The 26,598-nt window shown below is 70.0% G+C and carries 18 protein-coding genes and 1 pseudogene; 9 read left to right on the top strand and 10 right to left on the bottom strand.

All coding sequences use genetic code 11. The annotated features are described in order from the left end of the window. Window positions 1-208 precede the first annotated feature (208 nt). Window positions 209-364, bottom strand: a pseudogene (locus CEK68_RS21200) (MarR family transcriptional regulator); the annotation flags it as partial. A 182-nt stretch (window positions 365-546) separates the two neighbouring features. Here CEK68_RS21200 and hppD point away from each other — a divergent pair. The 3 genes from hppD (at window position 547) to hmgA (ending at window position 3,443) form a co-directional block, all read left to right on the top strand. Continuing rightward, complete coding sequence (gene hppD / locus CEK68_RS05490) at window positions 547-1,614, top strand: 4-hydroxyphenylpyruvate dioxygenase (protein ID WP_087963682.1); 1,068 nt, start codon at window positions 547-549, stop codon at window positions 1,612-1,614. 119 nt (window positions 1,615-1,733) lie between these two features. Continuing rightward, the gene (locus CEK68_RS05485; protein WP_152238785.1) at window positions 1,734-2,126 is read left to right on the top strand and encodes an endonuclease domain-containing protein; all 393 of its coding nucleotides are present in this window, start codon (window positions 1,734-1,736) and stop codon (window positions 2,124-2,126) included. A gap of 18 nt (window positions 2,127-2,144) precedes the next feature. Further along, window positions 2,145-3,443: a homogentisate 1,2-dioxygenase gene (gene hmgA, locus CEK68_RS05480; RefSeq protein ID WP_152238784.1), complete on the top strand. Its 1,299-nt coding sequence runs from the start codon at window positions 2,145-2,147 to the stop codon at window positions 3,441-3,443. Between the two features lie 73 nt (window positions 3,444-3,516). Here the strand turns inward: hmgA and CEK68_RS05475 are convergent, their stop codons facing one another. After that, window positions 3,517-4,023 (bottom strand): hypothetical protein, encoded by a 507-nt coding sequence (locus CEK68_RS05475; RefSeq protein ID WP_152238783.1) that lies wholly within the window; start codon window positions 4,021-4,023, stop codon window positions 3,517-3,519. A gap of 226 nt (window positions 4,024-4,249) precedes the next feature. Here CEK68_RS05475 and CEK68_RS05470 point away from each other — a divergent pair, with 226 nt between their 5' ends. Further along, window positions 4,250-4,942 (top strand): lectin, encoded by a 693-nt coding sequence (locus tag CEK68_RS05470; protein WP_226977770.1) that lies wholly within the window; start codon window positions 4,250-4,252, stop codon window positions 4,940-4,942. Between the two features lie 154 nt (window positions 4,943-5,096). Here CEK68_RS05470 and CEK68_RS05465 read toward each other — a convergent pair whose 3' ends face one another. The 3 genes from CEK68_RS05465 to CEK68_RS05455 all read right to left on the bottom strand — a co-directional run bounded on the left by CEK68_RS05465 (window position 5,097) and on the right by CEK68_RS05455 (window position 13,028). Continuing rightward, window positions 5,097-8,207, bottom strand: coding sequence for an efflux RND transporter permease subunit (locus tag CEK68_RS05465; RefSeq protein ID WP_152238782.1), 3,111 nt, complete (start codon window positions 8,205-8,207; stop codon window positions 5,097-5,099). A gap of 148 nt (window positions 8,208-8,355) precedes the next feature. After that, entirely contained in the window at window positions 8,356-11,589 is a 3,234-nt protein-coding gene (locus tag CEK68_RS05460) for an efflux RND transporter permease subunit (RefSeq protein WP_043094504.1), read from the bottom strand. Window positions 11,590-11,786: 197 nt separating this feature from the next. Then, window positions 11,787-13,028 carry an efflux RND transporter periplasmic adaptor subunit gene (locus CEK68_RS05455; protein WP_152238781.1) on the bottom strand — a complete coding sequence of 414 codons (1,242 nt, stop codon included), beginning with the start codon at window positions 13,026-13,028 and terminating at the stop codon, window positions 11,787-11,789. Window positions 13,029-13,314: 286 nt separating this feature from the next. Between CEK68_RS05455 and CEK68_RS05450 the strand changes: the two genes are divergently transcribed. The 4 genes from CEK68_RS05450 (at window position 13,315) to CEK68_RS05435 (ending at window position 17,057) form a co-directional block, all read left to right on the top strand. Next, a complete protein-coding gene (locus CEK68_RS05450; RefSeq protein ID WP_152238780.1) occupies window positions 13,315-14,619 on the top strand; it encodes a M20 family metallopeptidase in 1,305 nt (434 codons plus the stop codon). 382 nt (window positions 14,620-15,001) lie between these two features. Next, window positions 15,002-15,820, top strand: coding sequence for an NADPH-dependent 7-cyano-7-deazaguanine reductase QueF (gene queF, locus CEK68_RS05445; protein ID WP_152238779.1), 819 nt, complete (start codon window positions 15,002-15,004; stop codon window positions 15,818-15,820). A 371-nt stretch (window positions 15,821-16,191) separates the two neighbouring features. Continuing rightward, on the top strand, window positions 16,192-16,485 hold the full coding sequence (locus tag CEK68_RS05440) for a LysM peptidoglycan-binding domain-containing protein (protein ID WP_017911040.1): 294 nt from the start codon (window positions 16,192-16,194) through the stop codon (window positions 16,483-16,485). A 47-nt stretch (window positions 16,486-16,532) separates the two neighbouring features. Continuing rightward, on the top strand, window positions 16,533-17,057 hold the full coding sequence (locus CEK68_RS05435) for a hypothetical protein (protein WP_152238778.1): 525 nt from the start codon (window positions 16,533-16,535) through the stop codon (window positions 17,055-17,057). Between the two features lie 390 nt (window positions 17,058-17,447). On the opposite strand, the gene CEK68_RS05430 is transcribed toward CEK68_RS05435, so the two are convergent. From CEK68_RS05430 to CEK68_RS05410, 5 genes are read right to left on the bottom strand one after another with little or no spacing between them, the layout of a single operon-like run. Beyond that, a complete protein-coding gene (locus tag CEK68_RS05430; RefSeq protein WP_152238777.1) occupies window positions 17,448-18,572 on the bottom strand; it encodes an amidohydrolase family protein in 1,125 nt (374 codons plus the stop codon). Continuing rightward, a complete protein-coding gene (locus CEK68_RS05425) occupies window positions 18,569-19,351 on the bottom strand; it encodes a DeoR family transcriptional regulator (protein WP_017911037.1) in 783 nt (260 codons plus the stop codon). Before CEK68_RS05425 ends, CEK68_RS05430 begins: the two co-directional genes overlap by 4 nt. Before the next feature lie 27 nt (window positions 19,352-19,378). Next, window positions 19,379-20,713, bottom strand: coding sequence for a D-tagatose-bisphosphate aldolase, class II, non-catalytic subunit (locus CEK68_RS05420; RefSeq protein WP_152238776.1), 1,335 nt, complete (start codon window positions 20,711-20,713; stop codon window positions 19,379-19,381). Between the two features lie 15 nt (window positions 20,714-20,728). After that, complete coding sequence (locus CEK68_RS05415; protein WP_152238775.1) at window positions 20,729-21,667, bottom strand: ROK family protein; 939 nt, start codon at window positions 21,665-21,667, stop codon at window positions 20,729-20,731. Beyond that, window positions 21,660-22,814 (bottom strand): SIS domain-containing protein, encoded by a 1,155-nt coding sequence (locus CEK68_RS05410; RefSeq protein ID WP_152238774.1) that lies wholly within the window; start codon window positions 22,812-22,814, stop codon window positions 21,660-21,662. Before CEK68_RS05410 ends, CEK68_RS05415 begins: the two co-directional genes overlap by 8 nt. Before the next feature lie 323 nt (window positions 22,815-23,137). Here CEK68_RS05410 and CEK68_RS05405 point away from each other — a divergent pair, with 323 nt between their 5' ends. Further along, entirely contained in the window at window positions 23,138-26,500 is a 3,363-nt protein-coding gene (locus tag CEK68_RS05405) for a TIM-barrel domain-containing protein (protein WP_152238773.1), read from the top strand. Window positions 26,501-26,598 lie beyond the last annotated feature (98 nt).

Genomic DNA, 26,598 nt, shown 5'->3' with positions numbered 1-26,598 from the left:
CCCCGCCCCCCCCCCGTCCCCCCCCCCCCCCGCCCGGGCGGGGTGCCCCCCCGGGGGGGGGCGCGCGCCGGTGGGTGCCCCGCGGGGAAAGCCCCCCCCCCCCCCCCCCCCCCCCCCCCCCCCCCCCCCCCCCCCCCCCCCCCCCCGCGGGCCCCGGGCACCCCCCCCCCCCCCCCCCCCGCGAACCCGCCCCCCCCCCCCCCCCCCCCCGCCACTCGGTCACCGCCATGCCGTAGCGCTCGCCGTAGACGCGGGCGATGTTGCTGCTGATGCGGTTGGACAGCACGCTGATCCGGTACGGCAGGAACCGTTCCAGATCCAGGGAGGGCGAGTCGGGCGTGGGAGCGGGCGTGGCGATCGTCATGCTGCATTGCACCTTGCTGGTGGTTTCACTTGTAACTATAACGGAGGATACTACGGTCCATTCTCGCGAGTCTGGCGCCCGTCCGCATCCGAAATTTCGGCCCGGCCGCCGCGACTCCCCCCTCCAGGAGACGCGTCATGAATGCACAAGCGCAGCATCCGTCGCAGCCGACCAACCTCGGCATGCAGGTCACCACCTTCGAGAACCCGATGGGCATCGACGGTTTCGAGTTCGTGGAATTCGCCGCGCCGGCCGGGCAGGGCGAACAGTTGCACGCGTACTTCCGCAGCATGGGCTTCACCGCGGTGCTGCGCCATCGCCAGCGCGCGATCACCGTGTACCGCCAGGGCGGGGTCAACTTCCTGGTCAACGAGGAACCGGATTCCTTCGCCGCCGATTTCGCGGCCGCACATGGTCCCTGCGCCTGCGGCTTCGCGATCCGCTTCCGGCACCCGGCCGACGACGTGTTCGCCAAGGTGCTGGAGAACGGCGGCGAAGCGATCGCCGACAAGGCCGACACCCGCGCGGTGCCGGCACCGGTGGTCAAGGGCATCGGCGACTGCATGCTGTACCTGGTCGACCAGTACGGCGAGAAGGGCTCGGTGTACACCGAGTTCGAGCCGGTGCCCGGTGCCGAGCAGCATCCGGCCGGTTTCGGCCTGACCTTCATCGACCACCTGACCCACAACCTGTACTTCGGCAACATGCAGCGCTGGTCGGACTACTACGAGCGCCTGTTCAACTTCCGCGAGATCCGCTACTTCGACATCAAGGGCGCCAAGACCGGGCTGGTGTCCAAGGCGATGACCGCGCCGGACGGCGTGGTGCGCATCCCGCTCAACGAATCGTCCGATCCGAAGAGCCAGATCAACGAGTACCTGGACGCCTACCGCGGCGAAGGCATCCAGCACATCGCCTGCTTCACCGACGACATCTACGAGACCGTGGAGCGCATGCGCGCGGCCGGTGTCGAGTTCCTGGACACGCCGGACACCTATTTCGAGGTGATCGACCAGCGCATCCCCAATCACGGCGAGGACGTGGCGCGGCTGGCGCGCAACAAGATCCTGATCGACGCCGACCTGGAGACCAAGCAGCGCAAGCTGCTGCAGATCTTCACCCAGAACTGCATCGGCCCGATCTTCTTCGAGATCATCCAGCGCAAGGGCAACGAGGGCTTCGGCGAAGGCAACTTCCAGGCGCTGTTTGAGAGCATCGAGCGCGACCAGATGAAGCGCGGGGTGCTCTGAGGGCAGATGCTGACAGCGCAGCGCGGAGAGTCCGGACAGCGGCATTAGCCCCTCTCCCATCGGCGACCGAAGGAAGTCCCTGTGGGAGAGAGGGGTTGGGGTGAGGGTACGGTGGGGTCATGACGATCAAACCGCCACTACCCACATCGACACTGGCACACGCACGCCACCTACGTCGCACCATGACCGACGCCGAGCGCGCGCTATGGCGTTGTCTGAGAAGCGGACAGTTGCAAGGTGCCAAGTTCCGGCGTCAGTACCCGATCCCACCGTATGTCGCAGATTTCTGTTGTGTGGCGGCAAAGCTGATTGTCGAAATCGACGGCGCGCAACATACCGAACCATGCGATGCCACAAGAACGCATTGGCTGGCATCGCAAGGCTGGCGGGTCATGCGCTTCTGGAACAATGACGTACTGCTTTCGATCGATGCCGTGATCCAGGTGATTTGCGACGCCACTGGGTCGCCGTACCCTCACCCCAACCCCTCTCCCGGTGGGAGAGGGGCTTGATATCCAAGGCTCAAGCATATGCATGACCATCATCGCTACATGTCCGGCTTCGGCAACGAATTCGCCACCGAGGCGGTGCCCGGCGCGTTGCCGGTCGGGCAGAACTCGCCGCAGCGCGTGGCCCATGGCCTGTACGCCGAGCAGTTGTCGGGAACCGCGTTCACCGCGCCGCGCGGCGCCAACCGGCGCAGCTGGCTGTATCGCATCCGGCCGGCGGTGATGCACGGCGGCTTCGTCGCCTACGACCGTGCCGGCGCGTTCCACAACGACTTCCAGCGCGGTCCGGTGCCGCCGGACCAGTTGCGCTGGAGCCCGTTGCCGCTGCCGGAGACGCCGGTGGACTTCGTCGATGGCCTGTACACGATGGCCGGCAACGGTTCGGCCGAAGCGCAGCATGGCGTGGCGGTGCATCTGTATGCGGCTAACGCGTCAATGCAGGGCCGGTTCTTCTACAACGCCGATGCGGAACTGCTGTTGGTCCCGCAGCTCGGGCAACTGCGCCTGTGCACCGAACTGGGCACGCTGGAAGTGGCGCCGCAGGAGATCGCGGTGATCCCGCGCGGCGTGCGCTTCTGCGTGGAACTGCCCGACGGCCCCGCGCGCGGCTACGTGTGCGAGAACTTCGGCGGCCTGCTGCGGCTGCCCGACCTGGGGCCGATCGGCGCCAACGGCCTGGCCAACCCACGCGACTTCCTCACGCCGGTCGCCGCCTACGAGGAAGACGAGGGTGCGTTCGAACTGATCGCCAAGTTCCAGGGCCATCTGTGGCGCGCGCCGATCGGGCATTCGCCGCTGGACGTGGTCGCCTGGCACGGCAACTACGCGCCGTACAAGTACGACCTGCGTCGCTTCAACACCATTGGCTCGATCAGCTTCGATCATCCCGATCCGAGCATCTTCACCGTGCTGACCGCGCCCAGCGACACGCCCGGCACCGCCAACATGGATTTCGCGATCTTCCCGCCGCGCTGGCTGGTGGCGCAGCACACCTTCCGGCCGCCGTGGTTCCACCGCAACGTGGCCAGCGAGTTCATGGGCCTGGTGCACGGCGTCTACGATGCCAAGGCCGACGGCTTCGCCCCTGGCGGCGCGTCGCTGCACAACTGCATGAGTGGGCACGGCCCGGATGCGGCCACCTTCGACAAGGCCTCGCAGGCCGACCTGTCGCGCCCGGACGTCATTGCCGACACCATGGCCTTCATGTTCGAGACGCGTGCGGTGCTGCGCCCGACCGCACAGGCGCTGGACGCCACGCATCGCCAGCGCGACTACCAGCAGTGCTGGCAGGGCCTGCGCCGGCACTTCCGCGCGCCCTGAGCGGGTGCCGGCGCGGTCGCGCCACTCAGGCTGCTGCCGGGACTGCCGCTGCGACGCACGGCGGCGCTGCCCGTCAGGCGGGCTCCGCCGCGGCCGTCAGCGCGCCGTGCAGCGATGCCGGCAGGATCTCCAACACGCGCTCGCGGATGCGCTGCGCGTAGCGCTCGGAGGTCATCTCCGGCATCGCGCGCAGCGCCAGCGCGATCGCGCGCAGGGTGTCCTGCTCCTCGCGCGCGGCGCGCAACTGCAGCTGCAGGGCAGGCGAGGCCGGATGCCGCTGCAGTTGCAGCAGGTCCAGCAGATACATGCGTGCATTGAGCAGGGCGCGACGCGGGTCGGCCGGTGGTGGTGGCGCGCTCGCGGTCACCGTTGCGGCGGCGACGCTGCGCCCATCGTCCAGGTAGCCCTGCTCCAGCAACCCCTGCACGATCGCATCGGCGCCGCGGCCGCCCAGCGTGGCCAGTTCATCGACGCTGCGCTGGCCGTCGGCCAGGATCAGCACGCGTCGCTGGCGCATGTCCAGCGGCGCATCGTGCGATTGCAGTGCCGCAAGGGCGAGGGCGGTCTTGCGCGGGTGCATGGCGGCGGGGTCGGTAGGCGCGCAGCATGGCGCGCAGCGGTGAAATGCCGATGACAGGGGCGATGCGTCGGCGTGTCGGTGCCGGCAAGCGGCACGCCGTCGACGTGGTCGAACGCCTGGTCCGGGACGCGGTGCTCGGCCGCGCATGCCTGGCAGTGGGTCGCCGCTGCCGTGCAGGGCGAGGGCATGCACGCTAGCCTATGCGCTGGTCCAGTGAGGAAGTGCGATGAAGCCGATTCAACCAGGCGTGGCGGTGTTGCTGCTCGCGCTCGCCGCCTGCGACCGGCAGCCGCCCGCGCCGCCGGCCGCGCCTCCCGCACCCTCTGCGCCGGCTCAGGCGCAGACCGCGGCACCCGCCACGGCCGACGACGGCGCCTTGCCGCCGCCGGACATCGACCAGCCCGATAGCGACGTGCCGCCGGCACAGGCGCCGGCCTCGGCGCTGCCGCCGGAACTGGCCGCGGACGACCGGCAACTGGCCCGCATCGATGGCTACGGCGACCTGCGCCTGGGCATGCCGGCGGCGCAGGCACGCGCCGCCTGGGGCGGCGAGCTCGACGGCCAGCCCAGCGCCGGCAGCAGCTGCTACGTGCTGCGTCCGCGCTGGGCCAAGGGCAACAACCGGTTCGGCCTGATGATCGAAGGCGACAAATTGGTGCGCTACGACGTGCGCACCCCCAAGGAGACCGCGCCCGGCGGCGGCAAGGTCGGCATGGACCTGGCGCACCTGCGCGCGCTGTACGCCGGTCGCGTGGAAGAGCAGCCGCACAAGTACGTCGAAGGCGCCAAGATGCTGCGCGTACGCGGCGAGCCTGGCCAGCCTGGCGTGCTGGTGTTCGAGACCGACGCAGCCGGCAAGGCCGTCGCCTGGCGCGTGGGCCTGCCGCCGCAGGTGGATTATGTGGAGGGGTGTGGCTGAGAAGCCGGGAATAGGGAATCGGGAGTGGGGAATGGGAAGAGCATGAGGGTCGAGTGACTGAGGCAACTGGTGCCGCTTTCGCCTCAGTGGCGCATGACCGCTCTTTGCTCCTCGCTTTTCCGATTCCCCATTCTCTATTCCCGATTCCCGGCCGTCAGGCCACCCGCAGCTGCCGCCGCTCGCGCCGCCGCTCGCGCCGGGCGTACCAACGTTCGCGCAGGCAGGAGAAGATCACGTACAGCGCCGGGGTGCTGAGCAGGGTCAGGCTCTGCGAGATCAGCAGGCCGCCGATCATCGCGATGCCGAGCGGGCGGCGCAGCTCCGAGCCTTCGCCCAGGCCCACCGCCAGCGGCACCGCGGCCAGGATCGCCACCATCGTGGTCATCATGATCGGGCGGAAGCGCACGATGCAGGCTTCGCGCGCGGCCTCCAGCGGGGTCTTGCCGTGTTCGCGCTCGGCGACCAGGGCGAAGTCGATCATCATGATCGCGTTCTTCTTGACGATGCCGATCAGCAGCACCAGCGCGATCATCGAGATCACCGACAGCTCGGTGCCGGTGACCCACAGCGCCAGCAGCGCGCCCATGCCGGCGGCCGGTAGCGTGGAGAGGATGGTCACCGGGTGCACCAGGCTCTCGTAGAGCATGCCCAGCACGATGTAGACCACCACGATCGCGGCCAGCACCAGCACCAGCATCGAGTTCGGCTGCAACTGCACGCCGAAGCCGCCGCCGTCGGCGATACGGATGTCGCCGGGCATGCGCAGCCCGGCCACGGTGGCGGCGATGATCGCATCGCCCTCGCCGGTGCTCACGCCTGGCGCCAGGTTGTAGCTCAGGTCCATGGTCGTGTACTGGTTCATGTGCGTGATCTGCGACGGGGCCAGACCCGGCACCTGATGCGCCACCGCGGTCAGCGGGATCATCGTGCCGTTGCGGGTGGGCACGTAGATGCGGTTCAGCGCCGCCGGCGTGGCGGTCTGGTCCGGCAGCGCGTTGACCACCACGCTGTACTGGTTGAGGTCGGAGTAGATGGTGGAGATCTGGCGCTGACCGAACGCGCCGTACAGCGCGCCGTCGATGGCGCCGATCGACACGCCCAGGCGCGCGGCCAGGGCGCGGTCGATGACGATGTTCTGGCGCAGGCCGGCGTTGTCCACGTCGGTGCCGACGTCGCGCAGCTTGGGGTTCTGCTTCAGGGCGGCCTGCAGCTTGGGCAGCCATTCCTGCAACTGCGCGTTGTCGTTGCCCTGCAGCGAGACGCGGTACTGCGCGCCCTGGCTGGTGCCGCCGCCACCGTCGCTGGGCAGGTCCTGGATCGCGCGCAGGCGCAGTTGCAGGTCGGGGTAGCGGTCGGCCTTGGCGCTGAGCCGCGCCAGCACCTGCGCGGTGGTATCGGTGCGGCCTTCGTCGCGGCGCTTGAGTTCGATGTTGAAGCTGGCGCTGGAGCCCTGGCGGCTGCTGCCCAGGCGCGCGCCGACGATCTTCACCGCCGGGTCGGACATCAGCATGTCGGTGATGCGGCGCTGGCGGTTCACCATGTCGGCGAAGGACACGGTGGCGCTGGAGGTGGCGCGGCCCCAGATCAGGCCGGTGTCCTGTGCCGGAAACGAGCCCTTCTTGACCGCGCCGGCCAGGAACACCGTGGCCGCGATCAGCAGCAGCGGGGTCAGCGCCAGCAACAGCGCGTGGCGCAGCGAGAAGTCCAGGGCCACGGTGTACACGCGCAGCATGCGATCGTGCATGCGCTCCAGCCAGGCGCCGAAGCGGCCGGGTTGCTCCGGCTCGGCGTGCGCGGACAGGAAGCGGCTGCACAGCGCCGGGGTCAGCGTCAGCGAGACCACCGCCGAGACGCAGATCGCCGCGACCAGGGTGACGGTGAACTCGCGGAAGAACACCCCGATCATGCCGCTGGCGAACAGGATCGGAATGAATACCGCCACCAGCGAGGCGGTGATCGAGACGATGGTGAAGCCGATCTCGCGCGCGCCGGCCAGCGCCGCGTCCAGCCGCGACATGCCCTCGTCGAGGTGGCGCATGATGTTCTCGATGACCACGATCGCATCGTCGACGACGAAGCCGATCGCGATCACCAGCGCCAGCAGGCTCAGGTTGTTGAGGGTGAAGCCCATGACGTACATCGCCAGCGCCGCGCCGGCCAGCGACAGCGGCACGGTGGCCGCGGCGATCAGCGTGGGCGCCAGCCGGCGCAGGAACAGCGCCATGGTCAGCACCACCATCGCCAGGCTGATCATCAGCGTGGCCTGCACCTCGTTGAGCGAGGCGCGGATGGTCGGGGTACGGTCGAAGTACGCCGTCATCTTCGTGCCCGGCTGCAGGTAGGTGCGCAGCATCGGGATCTCGGCCTTGACCCGGTCCACCGTCTCCACGATGTTGGCGCCGGCGCGGGTGAACACGTACATCACCACCGCCGGCTTGCCGCCGAACCAGGCCGCCTGGTAGGCATCCTGCTGGCCGTCGTAGACGTTGGCGATGTCGCGCAGGCGCACCGCGCGGCCCTGTTGCTGGCTGATCACCACCTGGCCGAAGTCGGCGGCCTTGGCCACCGCGTCGTTGGCGACGATGGCGGTGGTGGTGGCGCCGTCGCTGAGGAAGCCGGTGGGCGAGGTGACGTTGGCCGCGCGCACCGCGTTGCGCAGGTCGTCCGGGGTCAGGCCCATGGCGTTGAGCGCGCGCAGGTTCACATCCACCCGCACCGCCGGCGTGGAGGCGCCGCCGATGTCCACCGAGGCCACGCCGCTGATCTGGCGCAGGCGCTGCGCCAGCAGCGAATCGGCGACGTTGTACAGCTCGTCGGCCGACTGCGTGTCCGAGGTCAGGGCGATGGCGATGACCGGATCGTCGTTGGGATTGGCCTTCTGGTAGCGCGGCGTGGCCAGGCCGGAGGGTAGGTCGGCCTGCGCGGCGTTGATCGCGGTCTGCACGTCCTGCGCCGCCGAATCGATGTTGCGGCTGCTCTGGAACACCATGAACACCTGGCTGTTCCCCTCCGAGCTGGAGGAGCGCATGGTGTCGATGCCGGGCACCTGGCCCAGGTGCCGCTCCAGCGGCGCGGTGACCGTGGCGGCCATGGTCGAGGCATCGGCGCCGGCCTGGCTGGCCTGCACGAAGATCACCGGGATCGAGATGTTCGGCAGCGCCGCCACGCCCAGGCGCAGGTAGCACATCATGCCGATCACGAACAGGCCGATGGCCAGCAGCGCGGTGCCGATGGGACGGCGGATGAAGGGCGCGGAGATGTTCATGGGGCCGGGAATGGGGAATGGGGAATCGGGAATCGCAGTACGCGCTCTGTGTCAGTCTTTCGAGGATCCGGCACGGAGTGAACGAGTCGGCAGCGTGCGGACTCGGCGCTTTCCGATTCCCGATTCCCGATTCTCGAATCCCGGCCTCTCACGCCCTTCCCTCCGCCGCCGTCGCCTGCCGCGCCGCACGCCGCTCGCGCCAGCGACGCACGCGCTCGGAGGCGCGTTCCATGTACAGGTAGATCACCGGGGTGGTGTACAGGGTGACCAGCTGCGACAGCAGCAGGCCGCCGACGATGGAGATGCCGAGCGGGCGGCGCAGTTCCGAGCCGATGCCGTCGCCCAGCGCCAGCGGCAGTGCGCCCAGCATCGCCGCGGCGGTGGTCATCATGATCGGGCGGAAGCGCAGCAGGCAGGCGCGGCGGATCGCGTCGTGGGCGTTGGCGCCTTCGCGGCGCGCGTCGATCGCGAAGTCGATCATCATGATCGCGTTCTTCTTGACGATGCCGATCAGCAGCACGATGCCGACGATGCCGTCCACCGACAGGCTCAGTCCGCACAGCATCAGCGCCAGCAGCGCGCCGACGCCGGCCGGCGGCAGCGTGGAGATGATCGTCAGCGGGTGGATGTAGCTCTCGTAGAGCACGCCCAGCACGATATAGATCAGCACCACCGAGGCCAGCAGCAACCACACCACGTCGGTCTGGCTGCCGGTGAACTCGGCGGCCTTGCCGATGAACTCGGCATGCAGCTGCGGCGGCAGCTGCAACTGCGCGCGGGTTTCCTCGATCGCCGCCACCGCCTGCGACAGCGAGTAGCCCTGCGCCAGGTTGAACGACACGGTGACCGCCGGCAGCTGCTGCTGGTGGCTGACCACCAGCGGCGTGGTCGATTGCTTGGCCTCGGCCACCGCCGCCAGCGGCACGGTGCCGCCGCTGCCGACGGTGATGCCGGTGTTCTGCGCGCCGATGCCGGTGGCGGTGGAGGAGTTGCTGGAGGTGGTCTGGCCGAAGCTGGTGGCATTGCTGGCGGTCAGCGCGCCGCTGCCGTTGCTGGCCACCGCCAGCTGGTTGAGCAGCGCGGTGCTGGTGCGGAACTCCGGCGCCACTTCCAGCACCACGCGGTACTGGTTGAGCTGGGTGAAGATGGTGGAGATCTGGCGCTGGCCGAAGGCGTCGTACAGCGTGTCGTCGATGGTCTGCATCGGCACGCCGAGGGTGCTGGCCTTCTCGCGGTCCACGTGCAGTTCCAGCGCACGGCCCTGGTTGGCCAGGTTGTTGTCCACGTCGGCCAGTTCCGGGCGCTTGCGCAGCGCTTCGGTCAGGCGCGTGGCCTGGGTCGCCAGTTCGGCGCTGTCCACGTCCGAGAGCGAGTACTGGTATTCGGTGGCGGCCACGCGGGTGTCCAGGGTCACGTCCTGCACCGGCTTCAGGTACAGGGCGACGCCGGGCAGCCCGGCCACCGCCTTCTGCAGCCGCGGCAGCAGGTCTTCCAGGCTGTCGCGGTCGCTGCGCGGCTTCAGCACGATGCTCAGCTGGCCCTGGTTGAGGGTGGGGTTCATCGAGCCGGCGCCGATGAAGGCGGCCACGCCGGTCACCGCCGGGTCGCGCCGCAGCGCCTCGGCCACCGCCTGCGTGCGCTGCTCCATCTGCGGGAACGCCACGTTCTGGTCGGCCTGGACCACGCCGGTGATCAGCCCGGTGTCCTGCTCGGGCAGCAGACCCTTGGGGATCACCACGTACAGCAGCACGGTCAGCACCATGGTCGCCAGCGCCACCAGCAGGGTGAGCTTCTGGTGGCCCAGCACCCAGTCCAGGCTGCGCTCGTACACGCCCACGGTGCGCGACCACAGCGTGGTCTTGCCGGCCGCCGCGGTGCGCTCGTGCGCGTCCTCGCCCTCGGGCAGGGCGTCGGGCTTGAGCAGGTAGGCGCACATCATCGGCGTCAGCGTCAGCGACACCAGCATCGAGATCACCACCGCGATGCTCAGCACCCAGGCGAACTCGTGGAACAGGCGGCCGGTGACGCCGGGCATCAGGATCAGCGGCAGGAACACCGCCACCAGCGACACGGTCAGCGACAGCACGGTGAAGCCGATCTGGCGCGCGCCGATCTCCGCGGCCTCGCGGCCGCTCTTGCCCTGTTCGATGTAGCGCACGATGTTCTCGATCATCACGATCGCATCGTCGACCACGAAGCCGGTGGCCACCACCAGCGCCATCAGCGACAGGTTGTCCAGCGACATGCCGGCGAAGGCCATCACCGCGAAGGTGCCGGCCAGCGACAGCGGCACCGCCACCGACGGGATCACCGTGGCCCACAGCCGGCGCAGGAACACGAAGATCACCGCCACCACCAGGCCGATGGTCAGGATCAGGGTGAACTTGACCTCGTGCACCGAGGCGCGAATGGTCTCGGTGCGGTCGGAGAACACGTCCAGGTGCACGCCGGCCGGCAGCACGCCCTGCAGCTGCGGCAGGATCGCGCGGATCTGCTCCACCGTCTGCACGATGTTGGCGCCGGGCTGGCGGCGCACTTCCAGCAGCACCGCCGGCTTGCCGTCGGCCCAGGCGGCGAGCTGGTCGTTCTCCACCCCGTCCACCACCTTGGCCACGTCCGACAGCCGCACCGGCGCGCCGTTGCGGTAGCTGATCACGGTGTCGCGGTACTCGGCGGCGCTGGACAGCTGGTCGTTGGTGCCGATGCTGTAGGACTGGGTCTTGCCGTTGAGCGAGCCCTTCGGCGCGTTGACGTTGGTCTGGGTCAGCGCGCTGCGCAGCGCCTCCAGGGTCAGGCCCATGTTCGACAGTTGCGCCGGATTGACCTGGATGCGCACCGCCGGGCGCACGTTGCCGGCGATCGACACCAGGCCCACGCCCGGCACCTGCGACAGGCGCTGGGCCAGGATCGAGTCGGCGTAGTTGTTGACCTCGCGCAGCGGCAGCGTGTCGGAGCTGAGCTTGAGGGTGAGGATCGCCGCGTCGGCCGGGTTCACCCGGTTGTAGACCGGCTGGTAGGGCAGCGAGGAGGGCAGGGTGGACTGGCGGATCGCCGCCTGCACGTCCTGCGCGGCGATGTCGATGTCGCGGTCCATCGCGAACTGCAGCACGATCGTGGACAGGCCGGCCGACGAGTCGGAGGTCATCATCTGCAGCCCGGAGATCTGCCCGAGCTGGCGCTCCAGCGGCGTGGTCACCAGCGAGGCCATGGTGCTGGCGTTGGCGCCGGGATACTGCGTGGTCACCACCAGGCTGGGCGCGTCGATTTCCGGCAGCGCCGACACCGGTAGCTGCCGGTAGCCGAGGATGCCGAGCAGCAGCACGCCTGCCATCAGCAAGGTGGTGGCGATCGGGCGGCGGATGAAGATCGTCGAAAAGCCCACGGGGAAGATCCTTGCTGGTGAGAGTCCGGCGCGGCCAGGCCGGCACCGGGAAAGACGGCGGAATCAGCGGGAGCCGTGGCCCCGTGCCGCGATCGCGACGCAGGGCGGGAACGCCGCCGCCTGCGCGCGATCCGGCCGCCGCCCGCCACGCAGGCGCGGCAGGGCCGTTGCCGCCGCGCGCAGCGTGCGCGGCACGCTCAGCGCGGCCCGCCGCCGCGGCGTCCGCCGCCGCGCTGCTGCTGCTTGCCCTCGGCCGCCTTCAGTTCGGCCTCGGTCGGCTCCGGCGGCGCTTCGCCCGGCTTCAGCGCGTTCACCTTGGTGCCGGGCTTGAGCCGGAACTGGCCTTCGGTGACCACCCGCTCACCGGCCTTCAGGCCTTCGGTCAGCTGCACGTGGCTGTCGCCCACTTCCGCGCCCTGCTTCACCGTCTGCATCTTGACCGTGTTGTCGGCCTGCACCACGTACACGTAGTCGCCGTTGGGTCCGCGCTGCACCGCCTGGGTCGGGACCACCACGCCGTCGGCCACGGTGCGCAGGGTCAGGCGCACGTTGACGAACTGGCCCGGCCACAGCGCGCGGTCGTCGTTCGGGAACACCGCGCGGACCTTGAAGGTGCCGGTGTCGGCGCTGATCTGGTTGTCGATCACGTCGACCTGGCCGTCGCTGGCGATCGGATGCGCATCGGTGCGGTCCAGCGCGGTCACCGGCAGCGGCGCGGCCGCCTGCGCCTGGCGCACGTCCTGCAGCTGGATCTCCGGCAGGTTGAAGGTCACGTAGATCGGGTGCACCTGGGTGATGGTGACGATGGTGCTGCTGGTGCTGACGATGTTGCCCACGTCCACGCCGCGGATGCCGGCGATGCCGTCGCTGGGGGCGAGGATGCGGGTGTACTGCAACTGCACCTGCGCCGCACGCATCTGCGCGTCGTTGGCGGCGACCGCCGCTTCGTACTGCGCCACCTGGTTGCGCTGCGTGTCCAGGTCGGTCTTGGCCACGTACTGGCGGTAGGCCGGCGAGTCGGAGCGCTGGAAGGTGGAACGCGCGGTGGCCAGCAGCGCCTGGTTCTGGCGCTTGCTCGCCGCGGCCTGGTCGTAGCTGGCCTGCAGCGAGCGCGGGTCGATCTGCGCCAGCAGCTCGCCCTTCTTCACTTCCTGGCCTTCGCGGAAGTTCAGGCTCATCAGCTGGCCGCCGACCTGCGGGCTGACGGTGACGGTGCTCAGCGCGGTCACCGTGCCGGTGGCGGTGGCGTAGATCGGCACCGCCTGGTGGGTGGCGGCGACGACCGTCACCGGGACCGGCGTGTTGTCGCTGTCGTCGCCCATGCCGTCACCGGGGCCGCCGCCCTTGTGATGTCCGCCGCCGCGCATGACGCGCATGCCCACCACCACCACGGCCACCGCTGCGAGGATCAGCAGCGCAATCTTCCAGAAACGCGACATCCGGGGAAACTCCTGTGGCGAGGCGGGGTGGAGGGCCCTCCCGCAGTGGCTGGTGACGAGCGAGAAAGCATATCGCCGGCGCGTTGCGATTGGACCATGACTGAAGGGACAGACCCCGCGGGTGGGCAAGGCCGGTCGTCCGCTCTCGCAACGCGCAGGCGGCGCATCGGTTGACACGGATTCGCAAGGGTTTTTTGTCCGCAGCGGGATCCGTGGCCGCCCATCGCCGGCGGCCGATGCACTACAGTGACTGAACGCCCGTTGCGTCCCGATCTGGAGCCCTGCCATGCCGCGCCTGTCCCGCCTGCTGTCCGCGATGCTGTTCGCCGTCCCCGCCCTGGCCTGGGCGCAGAGCGCCGAGCGCCCGGAGGTGACGGCCGCCGCGACCAGGCTGCAGGCCAAGGTGGTGGAGTGGCGGCGCGACTTCCACCAGCACCCGGAGCTGTCCAACCGCGAGGAGCGCACCGCCGCCAAGGTCGCCGAGCGGCTGCGCGCGCTGGGCCTGAAGCCGCAGACCGGCATCGCCCATCATGGCGTGGTGGCCATCGTCAAAGGCGCGCTGCCCGGGCCGAAGATCGCCCTGCGCGCGGACATGGACGCGCTGCCGGTGACCGAGCAGACCGGCCTGCCGTTCGCCTCCAAGGCCACCAGCGAGTACCGCGGCGAGACCGTGGGGGTGATGCACGCCTGTGGCCACGACGCGCACACCGCGATCCTGCTCGGCGTCGCCGAGGCGCTGGTGGCGATGCGCGCGCAGCTGCCGGGCGAGGTCATGCTGGTGTTCCAGCCGTCGGAGGAGGGCGCCCCGGGCAACGAGGAGGGCGGCGCCTCGCTGATGCTCAAGGAAGGCCTGTTCCGCGACTTCAAGCCGCAGGCGATGTTCGGCCTGCACGTGTTCTCCAGCGTCCAGGCCGGCAAGATCGCGGTGCGCGGCGGCCCGCTGATGGCCGCCTCGGACCGTTTCAGCATCAAGGTGATCGGCCGCCAGACCCATGGCTCGGCGCCGTGGAACGGCATCGACCCGATCGTGACCAGCGCCGACCTGATCGGTGCGGCGCAGACGGTGATCAGCCGCCGCGCCAACCTGTCCAAGCAGCCAGCGGTGCTCAGCTTCGGCGCGATCAAGGGCGGCATCCGCTACAACATCATTCCCGACGACGTGGAGATGGTCGGCACCATCCGCACCTTCGACGAGGGCATGCGCCAGCAGATCTTCGCCGACCTCAAGACCGTGGCCGAGCACACCGCCGCCGCGCACGGCGCCAGGGCCGAGGCGCACGTGCCCGACCAGGACGGCAACCCGGCCACGGTCAACGACCCGGCGCTGACTGCGCGCATGCTGCCCAGCCTGCAGGCGGTGGTCGGCGCCGGCAACGTCTACGAACCGCCGCTGCAGATGGGCGCGGAGGATTTCTCGTTCTACGCGCAGCAGGTGCCGTCGATGTTCTTCTTCGTCGGCGCCACCGGCCCCGGCATCGACCCGGCCACCGCGCCCAGCAACCACTCGCCGCAGTTCCTGCTCGACGAGACCGCCCTGGGCGTCGGCCTGCGCGCGATGCTGCAGGTGACGCTGGATTATTTGAAGCAGTGATTGGGGAGTGGGGATTGGGGATTCGCAAGCGCATGGGTGCGGCGGCATAGGGAATCGTCATCGGTGCTGCTCCATCGCATATCCGTTGGAGCGGCGCTTGATCGTCCCCGGTGAGTCAACCGTCATGCAGGCGCGAGGCGCGAGTGGCGCGCTTGCCGATGGCGCAATGCGTCGGGACTGAAGTCCCTCCCACAGTGCATCCGGGGGGCTCGCGGTGAGCCTTTGTGGGAGCGACCTCGGTCGCGACGTGCAACGCCTCGCATCGACGCAAGCACGTCGATCCAAGTGAGCCAGATTTTGCTTCTGCCAATCCCGAATCCCGAATCCCGAATCCCCACCCCATACACCTCCCAGCCAGAACGCGCCCGCTACACTGCACGGCATGAACACCCCCCAGGATTCCAGTCTCGGCCGCGAGGTCGCCTACCCGTCGCAGTACGATCCCGCGCTGCTGTTTCCCATCCCGCGCGCTGCGGCGCGCACCGAGATCGGTCTCGACCCCGCGGCGCTGCCGTTCTTCGGCGTGGACCGCTGGCACGCCTACGAACTGAGCTGGCTCGATGCGCAGGGCAAGCCCTGTGTCGCCACCGCGACCCTGCACGTGCCGTGCGCCTCGCCCAACCTGATCGAATCCAAATCGCTCAAGCTCTATCTCAACTCGCTCAACGCGATGCGCTTCAACAGCGCCGAAGCGCTGCGCAGTTGCATCGTCACCGACCTGTCGGCGCGCGCCGGCGCCGACGTGGCGATGGAATTCGGCCTGCCGCCGATGGACACGCTGGGCGAGGGCGAGTCGCTCGATGCGCTGGACATCGCCATCGACTGCTACGGTCCGCCGCGTCCGGACTTCCTGTCCGCTGCCGACGGCGACGTGGTCGAGGAAACCCTCACCAGCGAATTGCTCAAGTCCAACTGCCCGGTCACCGGCCAGCCGGACTGGGCCTCGCTGCATGTGCGCTATCGCGGCGGCCGCATCGACCGCGAAGGCCTGCTGCGCTACCTGATCAGTTTCCGCGAGCACGCCGGCTTCCACGAGCAGTGCGTGGAGCGCATCTTCAACGACCTGATGACCCGCTGCCGGCCGCAGTCGCTGCAGGTGGAGGCGCGCTACACCCGCCGCGGCGGGCTGGACATCAATCCCTGGCGCGCCACCGCGGACGTGGCCGAGCCGCTGAGCTTCCTGCGCGATCTGCGTCAGTAGAGCGGCGCTGACACCGCGATTGCGCCATCGGCCGCGACGCGCGACTTCATCGACGCGGCCGAGCGTGCTGCAGTCGGGACTGAAGTCCCTCCCACAAGAAGCGCCCTGAGGGGAGCGCTGTCGTCAGCGTCTCTGCGGCAGACCGGGGTTCGCGCAGTCGTCGCCTGGACGATGCGCCCACATGGCGATGGTGGCGAGTGCCCGCGGTCCCGCTGGCATGCACGGTCCCGAGCGTTTGAGCGACACATTTCGCCGCGTTGGAATGCGCGCTGCGCGCCTGAACCGCAGCCGCGCGGTTCACGGCCGCGCGATCCTTTTTTAACAAATCCTGTGACACCGTGGCAGCGTCCCATCACGCAGGAAGCCACGCGATGAACAGCGACAAGCGCGCCGATTTCTCGGCGGTCACCGCCAAGGTGGACACCACCGCCGACGTCGTACAGAAGGCGGATTTTTCCGCCGTGCAGAGCAAGGTCGACAGCACCGCCGAGCAGGTGCAGCAGGTGTACGTGGTCAAGCCTGGCGATTCGTTATCCAAGATCGCCAAGCTGCATTACGGCGACGGCAACGCCTGGACGCGCATCTTCGAGGCCAACCGCGACGTGCTGGCCGACCCCGACAAGATCTATCCCGGCCAGACCCTCAAGCTGCCGGCCGGCGCCTGAGGCGTCGCCACCACCCCCTTTCGTTATTCCGACAGGAGTCCCCACCGATGAAGACCCGCTCGATCTCCGCGTTTTCGCCCCTGATGATCGCCCTGGTCGGCGCGTTGGCACTGGCCGGCTGCAAGAAGCAGGAGCAGCAACAGACCGTGTCGCCCGATCCCACCTCGTCCGCGCCGACCGAGCAGATGCCGGGTCCGCCCGCAGCCCCGGCGGAGCAGCCGGCGCCGGCCGCCGCAGGTGCCAATGCGGTGAACGTGGCCGCCGTCGCTGTCGGCAACACGGCCGCCGCGGACAAGTCCGTCGCGCCGATGACCACGCTCGCCAGCAAGGACAAGATCATCGTTTCGGTGAAGACCGAGGGCTCGGCGACCAACGCCAACGTCGGCGCCAAGCTGGTGTTCCAGGACGGCCAGACCGCCGGCGAGCGCACCGAGACGCTCAATACCAGCGGTGCCGACACCACCAACTTCGAGTTCACCAATCCCAAGGGCTGGCCGGCCGGCCAGTACAAGGCCGAGGTCACCGTGAACGGCCAGGCGGCGGGCACGCCGCAGACGTTCGAGGTGAAGTGATCCAGGGCTGAGGCCCGATCACGGGTCGCACTCGCCGCCTCTCTCCCGGCGCGTGCGACACGCTGGCGCAGCCGCGAGGCTGCGCCTTTTTTATGCGTGGCCCGATGCTCCGACAGCACTGCCGATGCGCTGGAGGAAGAAGGTGTGGGGGGACTTCAGGACACTCCCACAGCCCGGAAACCCGTCATAGGAGCGGCTTCAGCCGCGACCGGCCTTAGCGGGTACGCCCGTCGCGGCTGACGCCGCTCCTGCCACGGAGGCGCAAGCTGCATCCGGCGGATCAGCGGCGCCCTTCCATCCCGTCCCACGTCCTGGACGATGCCTTGCCGTCCACTCGGCGGCGTCTGCGTGCACCACCGCTGGCCAGCACCGCGCAGCCGCGCACGGCGATCAGTGATGCGCGTGCAGATCCAGCATGCGCCCACCCACCACCACCTGGCGCAGGCGCAGGTCGCTGTCCAGCACCACCAGGTCGGCGCGGGCGTCGGGAGCGATGCGGCCGCGGTCGCCCAGGCCCAGGTAGTCGGCCGGGAAGGTGGACACGCGCTGTGCGGCGTCGGCCAGCTCCAGGCCCGCCTGCACCAGGTTGCGCAACGCCTGGTCCATGGTCAGTGCGCTGCCGGCCAGCGAGCCGCTGGCCAGGCGCACGCAGCCGCCGCACTTGTGCACGCGCTGCTCGCCCAGTGCGTATTCGCCATCGGGCATGCCGGTGGCCGCGGTGGCGTCGGTCACCGCGTACAGGCGCGGGATCGCGCGCGCGGCGAGGCGAATCACGCCGGGATGCACATGCTGCAGGTCGGGAATCAGTTCGGCGTACTGCGCATGCGCCAGCGCCGCGGCGGCGATGCCGGGGCGGTAGTGGTCCACGCCGGTCATGCCGTTGAACAGGTGGGTGAAGCCGGCCGCGCCGGCCTGCAGCGCCGCCACGCCGTCCTCGTAGCTGCCGGCGCTGTGGCCGAGCTGCACGCGGATGCCCAGTGCGGTCAGCGCCGGAATCAGCGCGGTGTGCGCACCGATCTCCGGCGCCAGGGTCAGCACCCGGATCGGCGCCAGCGCCTGCCACTGCTGGACCAGGGCGAGGCTGGCCTCGATCGTGCGATCGGGTTGCGCGCCCAGCCGCTGCGGGCTGATGAAGGGGCCTTCCAGGTGCACGCCGGCGATGCAGGCGGCGTCGGCATCGGGCGCGGCCATGGTCGCGGCGACGCCGCGCAGTGCGTGCGCGATCTCCTCGACGCCGGCGGTCATGGTGGTCGCCAGCAGGGTGGTGGTGCCGAAGCGCAGGTGGGCGCGTGCGATGCGCCGTGCCGCGTCGCCGCCCTGCATCAGGTCCAAGCCGTCGGCGCCATGCACATGCAGGTCGACGAAGCCCGGCAGGATCAGCGGCAATTGCGGATCGCCGCCGCCGCTGTGGTCGTCCACCTGCAGCCGGCGCACGTGGGTGTCGAAGTGGACGTGGCCGCGGCGCCAGCCCAGCGGGGTGAGCAGGCGGCCATGCAGGGAACGCGTATCGGTCATGGCGCGGGCTCGGCGACGATCACCTCGATGCCCAACCGCTGCAGCCCCTCGCGGGTGGCCTCGTCGATGCCGGCGTCGGTGATGATGGCGTGGATCTGGTCCAGGCGGGCGATGCGGTGCAGGCTGACCCGGCCGAACTTGGAGGCGTCGGTCAGCACCACGATGCGCCGCGCGCGCTCGACCATGCGGTGGTTGAGCCGCGCTTCGGCCTCGTCGTGGGTGGTCAGGCCGAACTGCAGGTCCAGGCCGTCCACGCCCAGGAACAGCGTATCGAAACCGTAGGCGTTGAGGCTGGCCTCGGCCTGGCTGCCCTGCAGCGACAGCGATTGCTGGCGCAACTGGCCGCCGGTGAGCAGTACGTTGATGCCGGGCGCGTTGGCCAGTTCCCAGGCGATGTTGAGGCCGTTGGTCATCACCGTGACGTCGCGGTGCGCGCGCAGGTGCCGGGCCAGGGTCATCGTGGTCGAACCGGAGTCGATGATGATGTTGGCGCCGGGCTGCACCATGCGCGCGGCGCAAGCGCCGATCGATTCCTTCAGCGGCAGGTTCAGCGCGTCCTTTTCATGGATGTCCTGCTCCTGCGGCGGCGTGCGCACCAGCGTGGCGCCGCCGTGGGTGCGGGTGGCCAGGCCCTGCGCCTCGAAATGGTTGAGATCGGCGCGAATGGTCACCGCCGACACGTCGAAGCGTTCCACAAGGTCGGCAACCTGCACCGTGCCGTGTTCGAGCAGCGACTGCAGGATCTGCTGGCGGCGGGAGCGGGTGTTGCGCATGGCCATTCTCGGATTCGCGGACGACCGGGAAGATTAGCCGTTCGCCGCGACGCCGGCAGCCGCTGTGGCGTGTGGCCGGCGCGCGTCGGCGCGGTTGGCGCTGCAGGCGCGGGCGTATTCGCCCAGGCACAGGCCGATGCGGTGCTGGACCAGCGCCGCCGGGGTAGTGGCGAGCTGGCCGGCGCGCACCGCGCGGTACTGCTCGGGCATGAACTGGCTGAGCAGCACCAGCGGCGGCGCATGCCGTTCCAGGTTGGCGAACAAGGTGTCCACCGCCGCGCGCACCTCCGGCTCGCCCCAGTAGTAGCGGCAGCGGTCGCTGAAGGAATGGCGGCGCAGCAGGCGTTGCGTGGCGGCGTCGCCCGGATAGTAGGACTGCCAATATCCGGGTTGCGCCTGCATCGCCGCGTCCAGCACCTGCGGCAACCGCGAACACTGCGCCGCCGGCAGCAGTTCGGCTTCGATCGCGGCCAGCGCGCACAGCGCCTCGCGATAGGCGAAGGTGGCGGCGGGGCCGACCTTGAGGATGGCGAAGTGGTCGCGCACCAGCGCGTGCAGCGCGTCCTCGCGCTGGTAGTCGGTGGAGTGCGCCTCGAACACGATGCGCGGCTGCTGCTCGAGGAAATCGGCCAGCGCGGCGGCGGCGGCCGGATCGTAGTCGTGCACGCTACTGTGGTCGAAATCCACGCCCGGCTGCACCACCAGCGCGATCACCCGCTGCCACGCGGCGCGCAGCGGCGGCGTGTCGAAGGCCTGCCGGTGGATGGCCAGGGTCTGCGCGGCCGCGGCCGGCGTGGTCACCTGCAGGCCGCCGGCCAGCGAGGCTTCACCGCCGGGAATCGGCACCTCGGTGCCGATCACGTACACCGGTGGTGGCAGCCCATGTGCGGCGGCGGTGCGCTCGGCGATCTCGGCCAGTGCGGCCGACCGCGCGGCGACGACGGCATCGGGCAGCGGCACCGGATCGTCGGCGCAGGCCATGCTGCAGTCCAGGTGGATCTTGTGGAAGCCCGCGGCGACGTACTGTTCGATCAGCACGCGCGCATGCGTCATGGCCTCGGCGGCCGGCCCCTTCTGCCAGGCGTTCGGGCCCAGGTGATCGCCGCCCAGGATCAGCCGCGCGCGCGGGAAGCCTTCCGTGTCGGCCAGTGCGCCGACGTAATCGCGGTACTGCGCCGGGGTCATACCGGTATAGCCGCCGAACTGGTCGACCTGGTTGGAGGTGGCCTCCACCAGCAGCAGCGTGTCGTGGGCCAGCGCGACCTGCATCGCCGCGCGCAGCACCTGGTCGTTGCTGCAGCAGACGCTGTACAGGCCGACGTTGGCGCCGGCGCGATGGGAGGCGAGCAGGGTCTGCAAGGGCGACATGGGGACTCCGGCGGATCAGGAATAGGCGGGATGGCAGGCCAGCAGCGCGGCACCGCGGGCGCCGCCGGCATCGCCGAAGCGCGGCGGCACGATCGGCGGCACCTGCACGCCGGCGAACAGGTGCGCGGCGATGGCGTCGGGCAGTTGCCGGTACAGCGGCGGGTATTGCGACAGCCCGCCGCCGAGCACGATCACGTGCGGGTCCAGTGCCAGCACCACGGCGGCCAGGCTGTGGCCGAGCAGGTCGCGGTGGATGTCCAGCGCCTGCTGCGCGCGCGCATCGCCGGCCTCGGCCAGGGCGATCACCGCGCTGGCGTCGGCGGCGTCGCTGCCGAGATGGCGCGCGATCGCCGCCACGCCGCTGCCGGACACGTAGCGCTCCACGCAGCCCTGCAGGCCGCAGCCGCAGTCCAGCAGCGGCAGGCGATGGCGCTGCAGCAGGTGCCCGGGCACGCTCCAGTGGCCCCATTCGCCGGCGATGCCGTTGCAGCCGGCGAGCAGGCGGCCTTGCACGCAGAAGCCGCCGCCGGCGCCGGTGCCAAGGATGGCGCCGAACATGCTGGGGTAGCCGTCGGCGGCACCGCCGTGCGCCTCGGACAGCGCGAAGCATTGCAGGTCGTTGCCGATGCGCAGCGGACGCGGCAGCCGCGCCTGCAGGTCCTGCGCCACGCACTGGCCGGTCAGCGCCGGCACGTTCGCGCTCAACTGGCGGCCGCTGCGGCGGTCGCGTACACCGGGCAGGGCGATGCCGAGCGCGCTGTCGTGGCGGCCGAGCGCGGCATCGGCCGCGGCCACCAGCGCCACCACCGCCTGCAGGAAGCCAGCGTAGTCGCCCTGCGGCGTGGCCACGCGGTGACGCCACAGCACCTGCAGTGCGGCGTCGCAGGCCACCAGTTCGATCTTGGTGCCGCCGACGTCGAGGCCGTAGCAGGTGGGCGCGCCAGGCTCAGCCATGGTGGATGGTGACGCCCTGGACCACGCGGTTGACGGTGCCGTCGGGGAACGGATTGTCCGGAGTCAGGCCGAGCGCGGCCGAACGCTGCAGCGCAAACAACTGCGCGAAGCCCAGCCACAGCGGCGCCAGCCACAGATCGTCCAGGCCGGCGACGGCGAGCGTGTGGTCGTCGCCCGCGCCGATGTCCGCATGCGGGCCGATCGCCAGCACCTGGCCGGCCACACCGTCGCGGCGCAGTTCGTCGAGCAGATCCTGTTCGTAGCGGCGCGCCAGCGGCTGCACGCTGCGCAGCATCACCACCAGGGTGCTGCGGTCGAGCGTGGACTTGGGGCCGTGGCGGAAGCCCAGCGGCGTGTTGGCCAGCGCCAGCACGCGGCCGGCGGTGAGTTCCAGCACCTTCAGCGCGGCCTCGCGCGCCAGCGCTTCCAGCGGGCCGCTGCCGAGATAGATCACCCGCGCGAACGGGCGCTGCGCCAGCGCCGCCACCGCGCCATCCCATTGCGCCAGGCCGCGGTCGGCCAGTTCGGCCAGCCGCTGCAGGCGCGCGCTGCGCGTTTCCCATGGCGCACGGTCGAACACGCTCAGCGCCGCCAGCAGCATGCAGGTCAGGCTGCTGGTCATGGCGAAGGCGCGGTCGCAGCTGGCCGGCGGCATCAGCAGGGTGCAGGTGTCGGCGCGGCCGGCGCCGCGCTGCGCCAGTTCGCCGTCGGCGTTGCAGGTGATGTCGAGGAAGCGCGCGTCGTCCACGTCGCTGCGCACGCGCTCCACCGCGGCCACGCTTTCCGGGCTGGAGCCGCTGCGCCCGAACGACACCAGCAGGGTCGGCCGCGCGCGCTGCAGGTACAGCGCCGGATGGGTCAGCAGGCTGGTGGTGTGCACCGCGCGCACCTCGGCCGGCCACTGCGCATTGATCGCGTCGGCCACCATCTCGGCGATGAAGCCGGAACTGCCGGCGCCGGTGAACAGCACGCGCTGGTTCGGATCGGCGAGGCGGTCGCCGAGGAAGGACTGCAGGCGGTCGCCGGCCTGCGCCAGATCCTGCGCCAGGGTCCGCCACAGCGCCGGCTGCTGGGCGATCTCGCGGGCGGTATCGGCCCCGCCCAGGCGCTGCCAGGCGGATGCATCGGAAAGCGGAAGGAGGTCCATGCGGTGGTTCCTGTTGGGCCAGCGCACCATCCGGCTTTTCTTTCGAAATGTCAAACATCGAAAGAAAAAAGAAAGTATTTACCGGCGCCCAATATGTCTGCGGATCGCCCGCCCTAAAACGAAAGGTGCAAGTGAATGCCGCTATCGCATGCCGAATCAGCCGATTCTGGTGAGATGAAAGCAAAGTCATGCGAGGCAATATCTTTCGTTTTGCCAAAATAAATCTTGTTTTTTGCTTTCAATTTATTGACATCTTTCAAATTCCTGGCCTAGAGTCGGCGCAACGCTTTCGAAACGCCCGGGGAAACGGGTTTGGGGGTCGTGTGGAGAATCGCGTTCGTCGCTCGTCGCTGTTGCCGGCGATCGCGCTGCCGGCCCTGCTGCTGGTGGCGGCCACCGTCGTCGCCGAGCCGGTCGGCAACCTGCGTACGGTCGCCGCCAGCGCCAGCCGCGACGGCGTGCAAGGCTGGGACCTGCAGACCGACCGTGGCGTGCGCCTGCGCATCGAACTGCCGGCGGCGGACATCGTGCGCGTGCAGGCCGGGCGCCACGGCACGCTCACCGGCGCCGGCGACAAGGCCACGCCTATCGTGCTGCCGCAACCCAAGGCCGCGGTGCAGGCGCAACTGGAAGACGACGCGCAGGAACTGCGCGTGCGTACCGATGCGCTGGTGCTGCACGTGCAGCGGCAACCGCTGCGGCTGCGCCTGGAGCGCCTGGAACAGGGCCGCGCGGTCGCGCTGTGGCAGGAGCTGCAGCCGCTGGACCTGGATGCCGCGCAGAGCGTGCAGGTGCTGTCCTCGCAGGCCGACGAAGCCTATTACGGCGGTGGCCAGCAGAACGGGCGCTTCGAGTTCAAGGGCCGCGAACTGGAAGTGTCGTATTCCGGCGGCTGGGAGGAGGGCGATCGCCCGAGCCCGGCGCCGATGCTGCTCAGCAGCCGCGGCTGGGGCATGCTGCGCAACACCTGGAGCGACGGCAGCTACGACCTGCGCCAGCCCGACCAGGCCACGCTGCTGCACCGCGAAGACCGCTTCGACGCCTACTACTTCGTCGGCGCCGACCTGCCGGCCCTGATCGAGCGCTATACCCGGCTGACCGGCCGCCCGAGCATGCTGGCGCGCTGGTCGCTGTCCTACGGCGATGCCGATTGCTACAACGACGGCGACAACGCCAAGAAGCCCGGCACCGTGCCGGACGGCTGGCACGACGGCCCCACCGGCACCACCCCGGACGTGGTCGACAGCGTGGCGCGGCAATACCGCGAGCACGACATGCCCGGCGGCTGGATCCTGCCCAACGACGGCTACGGCTGCGGCTACACCAAGCTGCCGGAGACCGTGCAGGGCCTGGCCCGCTATGGCTTCCGCACCGGCCTGTGGACCGAGAACGGCGTGGACAAGATCGCCTGGGAAGTCGGCAAGGCCGGCAGCCGCGTGCAGAAGCTGGACGTGGCCTGGACCGGTAAGGGCTACCAGTTCGCGATGGACGCCAACCACCAGGCCTACGACGGCATCCTCGCCAACTCCGACGCGCGCCCGTTCCTGTGGACGGTCATGGGCTGGGCCGGCATCCAGCGCTACGCGGTGGCCTGGACCGGCGACCAGAGCAGTAGCTGGGACTACATCCGCTGGCACGTGCCGACCCTGATCGGCTCCGGCCTGTCCGGCATGGCCTACGCCGCCGGCGACGTCGATGCGATCTTCGGCGGCAGCGCCGAGACCTTCACCCGCGACCTGCAGTGGAAGGCCTTCACCCCGGTGCTGATGGGCATGAGCGGCTGGTCGTCGAACGCGCGCAAGCATCCGTGGTGGTACGACGAGCCGTACCGCAGCATCAACCGCGATTACCTGAAGCTGAAAATGCGCCTGACCCCGTACATGTACGGCCTGGTGCACGATGCCGCGCAGACCGGTGCGCCGCCGGTGCGCGGGCTGATGTGGGAGGACCCGCGCGATCCGCACGCACAGGACGAGACCTACAAGACCCAGTTCCTGCTCGGCCGCGACCTGCTGGTGGCGCCGGTGTACCGCAGCCAGGCGGCCAGCCGCGGCTGGCGGCGCGACATCCATCTGCCGGCCGGCGGCTGGATCGACTACTGGGACGGCCGCCGCGTGCAGGCCGGCGCCGATGGCCGCCAGCTCGATCGCCAGGTCGACCTGGCCACGCTGCCGCTGTTCGTGCGTGCCGGCGCGATCCTGCCGATGTACCCGGCGATGCTGTACGACGGCGAGAAGCCGCTGGACGAGGTCACCTTCGATCTGTATCCGCAGGGGGCCTCGCAGTACACGCTGTACGAGGACGACGGCAATACCCGCCGCTACCAGCAGGGCGAGTCCAGCACGCAGGTGGTGCGCATGCAGGCGCCTGCGCAGGGTAGCGGCCCGGTGCAGGTGTGGATCGATCCGGTGCAGGGCCATTACGACGGACAGCTGCCGCAGCGTCGCTATGCCTTGCGCGTGCTCGCGCGGCAGGCGCCGCGGTCGGTGCAGGTCGGCGAACGCGCGCTGCCGACGATCGCCGGCGCCGCAGCCTTCGCCCAGGCCAGCGAAGGCTGGTACTTCGACGCCAGGGAGCGCCGCGGCACCGTGCACGTGCGCACCGCCGTGCAGGACATCCGCCAACCGCTGCAACTGCGGCTGGACTTCCCGGTCGCCGCCGCTGCGGCCGACGACGCCTATCCGGCTGCGCCGGAGCTGGGCCGCGCGCTGTCCGCCGACAGCCTGCTGGTGGTCAATCGTCCGGCCGAGGAGCCCGGCCATCCGCTGGAGAACGCCTTCGACGACGACCCAGGCACCTGGTTCCGTAGCGTGCGTAATCAGGCCGTGCGCACCGGCGCGCACGAATGGGTGATCGGTTTCGGCGAGCGCAAGATGATCGACGGCATCGAGCTGGCGCCGCGCAACGACAAGAACTGGAAGCACGGCCAGGTGCGCGACTACGAGGTCTACCTGGGCGACAGCAACGGCGAGTGGGGCGAGCCGGTGGCGCGCGGCCATCTGCGCTTGCAGGAAGGCGTGCAGCGCATCGACTTCCCGGCGCATGCCGGCCGCCTGCTGCGCTTCCGCGTGCTGAGCGTGCAGAACCCCGAGGGCGACGGCGCCGACAGCAACGATCCGATGGTCACCGCCGCGCAGCGCCGACCGCGCGCCTTCGATGCGCTGCAGCCGCGCGACGTCGGCCCGATTGCGCTGTCGACCTTCCACATCCTCGAGCACCCGGCGCCGGAACGGCCGGCGCAGCAGCGCTATCTGTCCGAGCTGGCGTTGCCGGCGGCATTGGCCGGTCGCGTGCGCGCCGACCAGGCCTTGCACGGCGATGCCGGCATGCGCATGAACGGCCTGCAGTTCCGCCGCGGCCTGGGCGTGGGCGCCGACAGCCGCCTCGACCTGCGCCTGCACGGCGACTGGCGCCTGCTGCGCGCCGACCTGGGCATCGACGACGCCTGCCGCAGCGCCGGCGGTCTGCAGTTCCAGGTCTGGGGCGATGGCCGCCTGCTCTACGACAGCGGCCTGGTCAGCGCGCCCGGCGTGGTCAAGCCGGAACTGGATATCCGCGGCCTGTCCACGCTGAGCCTGCGCACGCTCGGCGCGCAGGGTCCGCAGCCTGCCCAGGTCTGCGCCAATTGGGCCAACGCCGTACTGATCGGTCAGGAGGGCGACACCGCCAGCTTCGTCGCCCCATGACCGCCCCGTAACACCGCTCCTCCCCCGCCTTTCCCGACTGCGGCCGCCTGGCCGCGGCCCGGGAGCGCTTTGCCCGCCGATTCCGCGTTCGCGCCGCA

This window comes from Xanthomonas sp. LMG 12461 (assembly GCF_009192935.1).
GTDB lineage: Bacteria > Pseudomonadota > Gammaproteobacteria > Xanthomonadales > Xanthomonadaceae > Xanthomonas_A > Xanthomonas_A sontii.
Note: the sequence above shows the minus strand (reverse complement) of the source record. Positions and strands in the feature narration are given on the sequence as shown.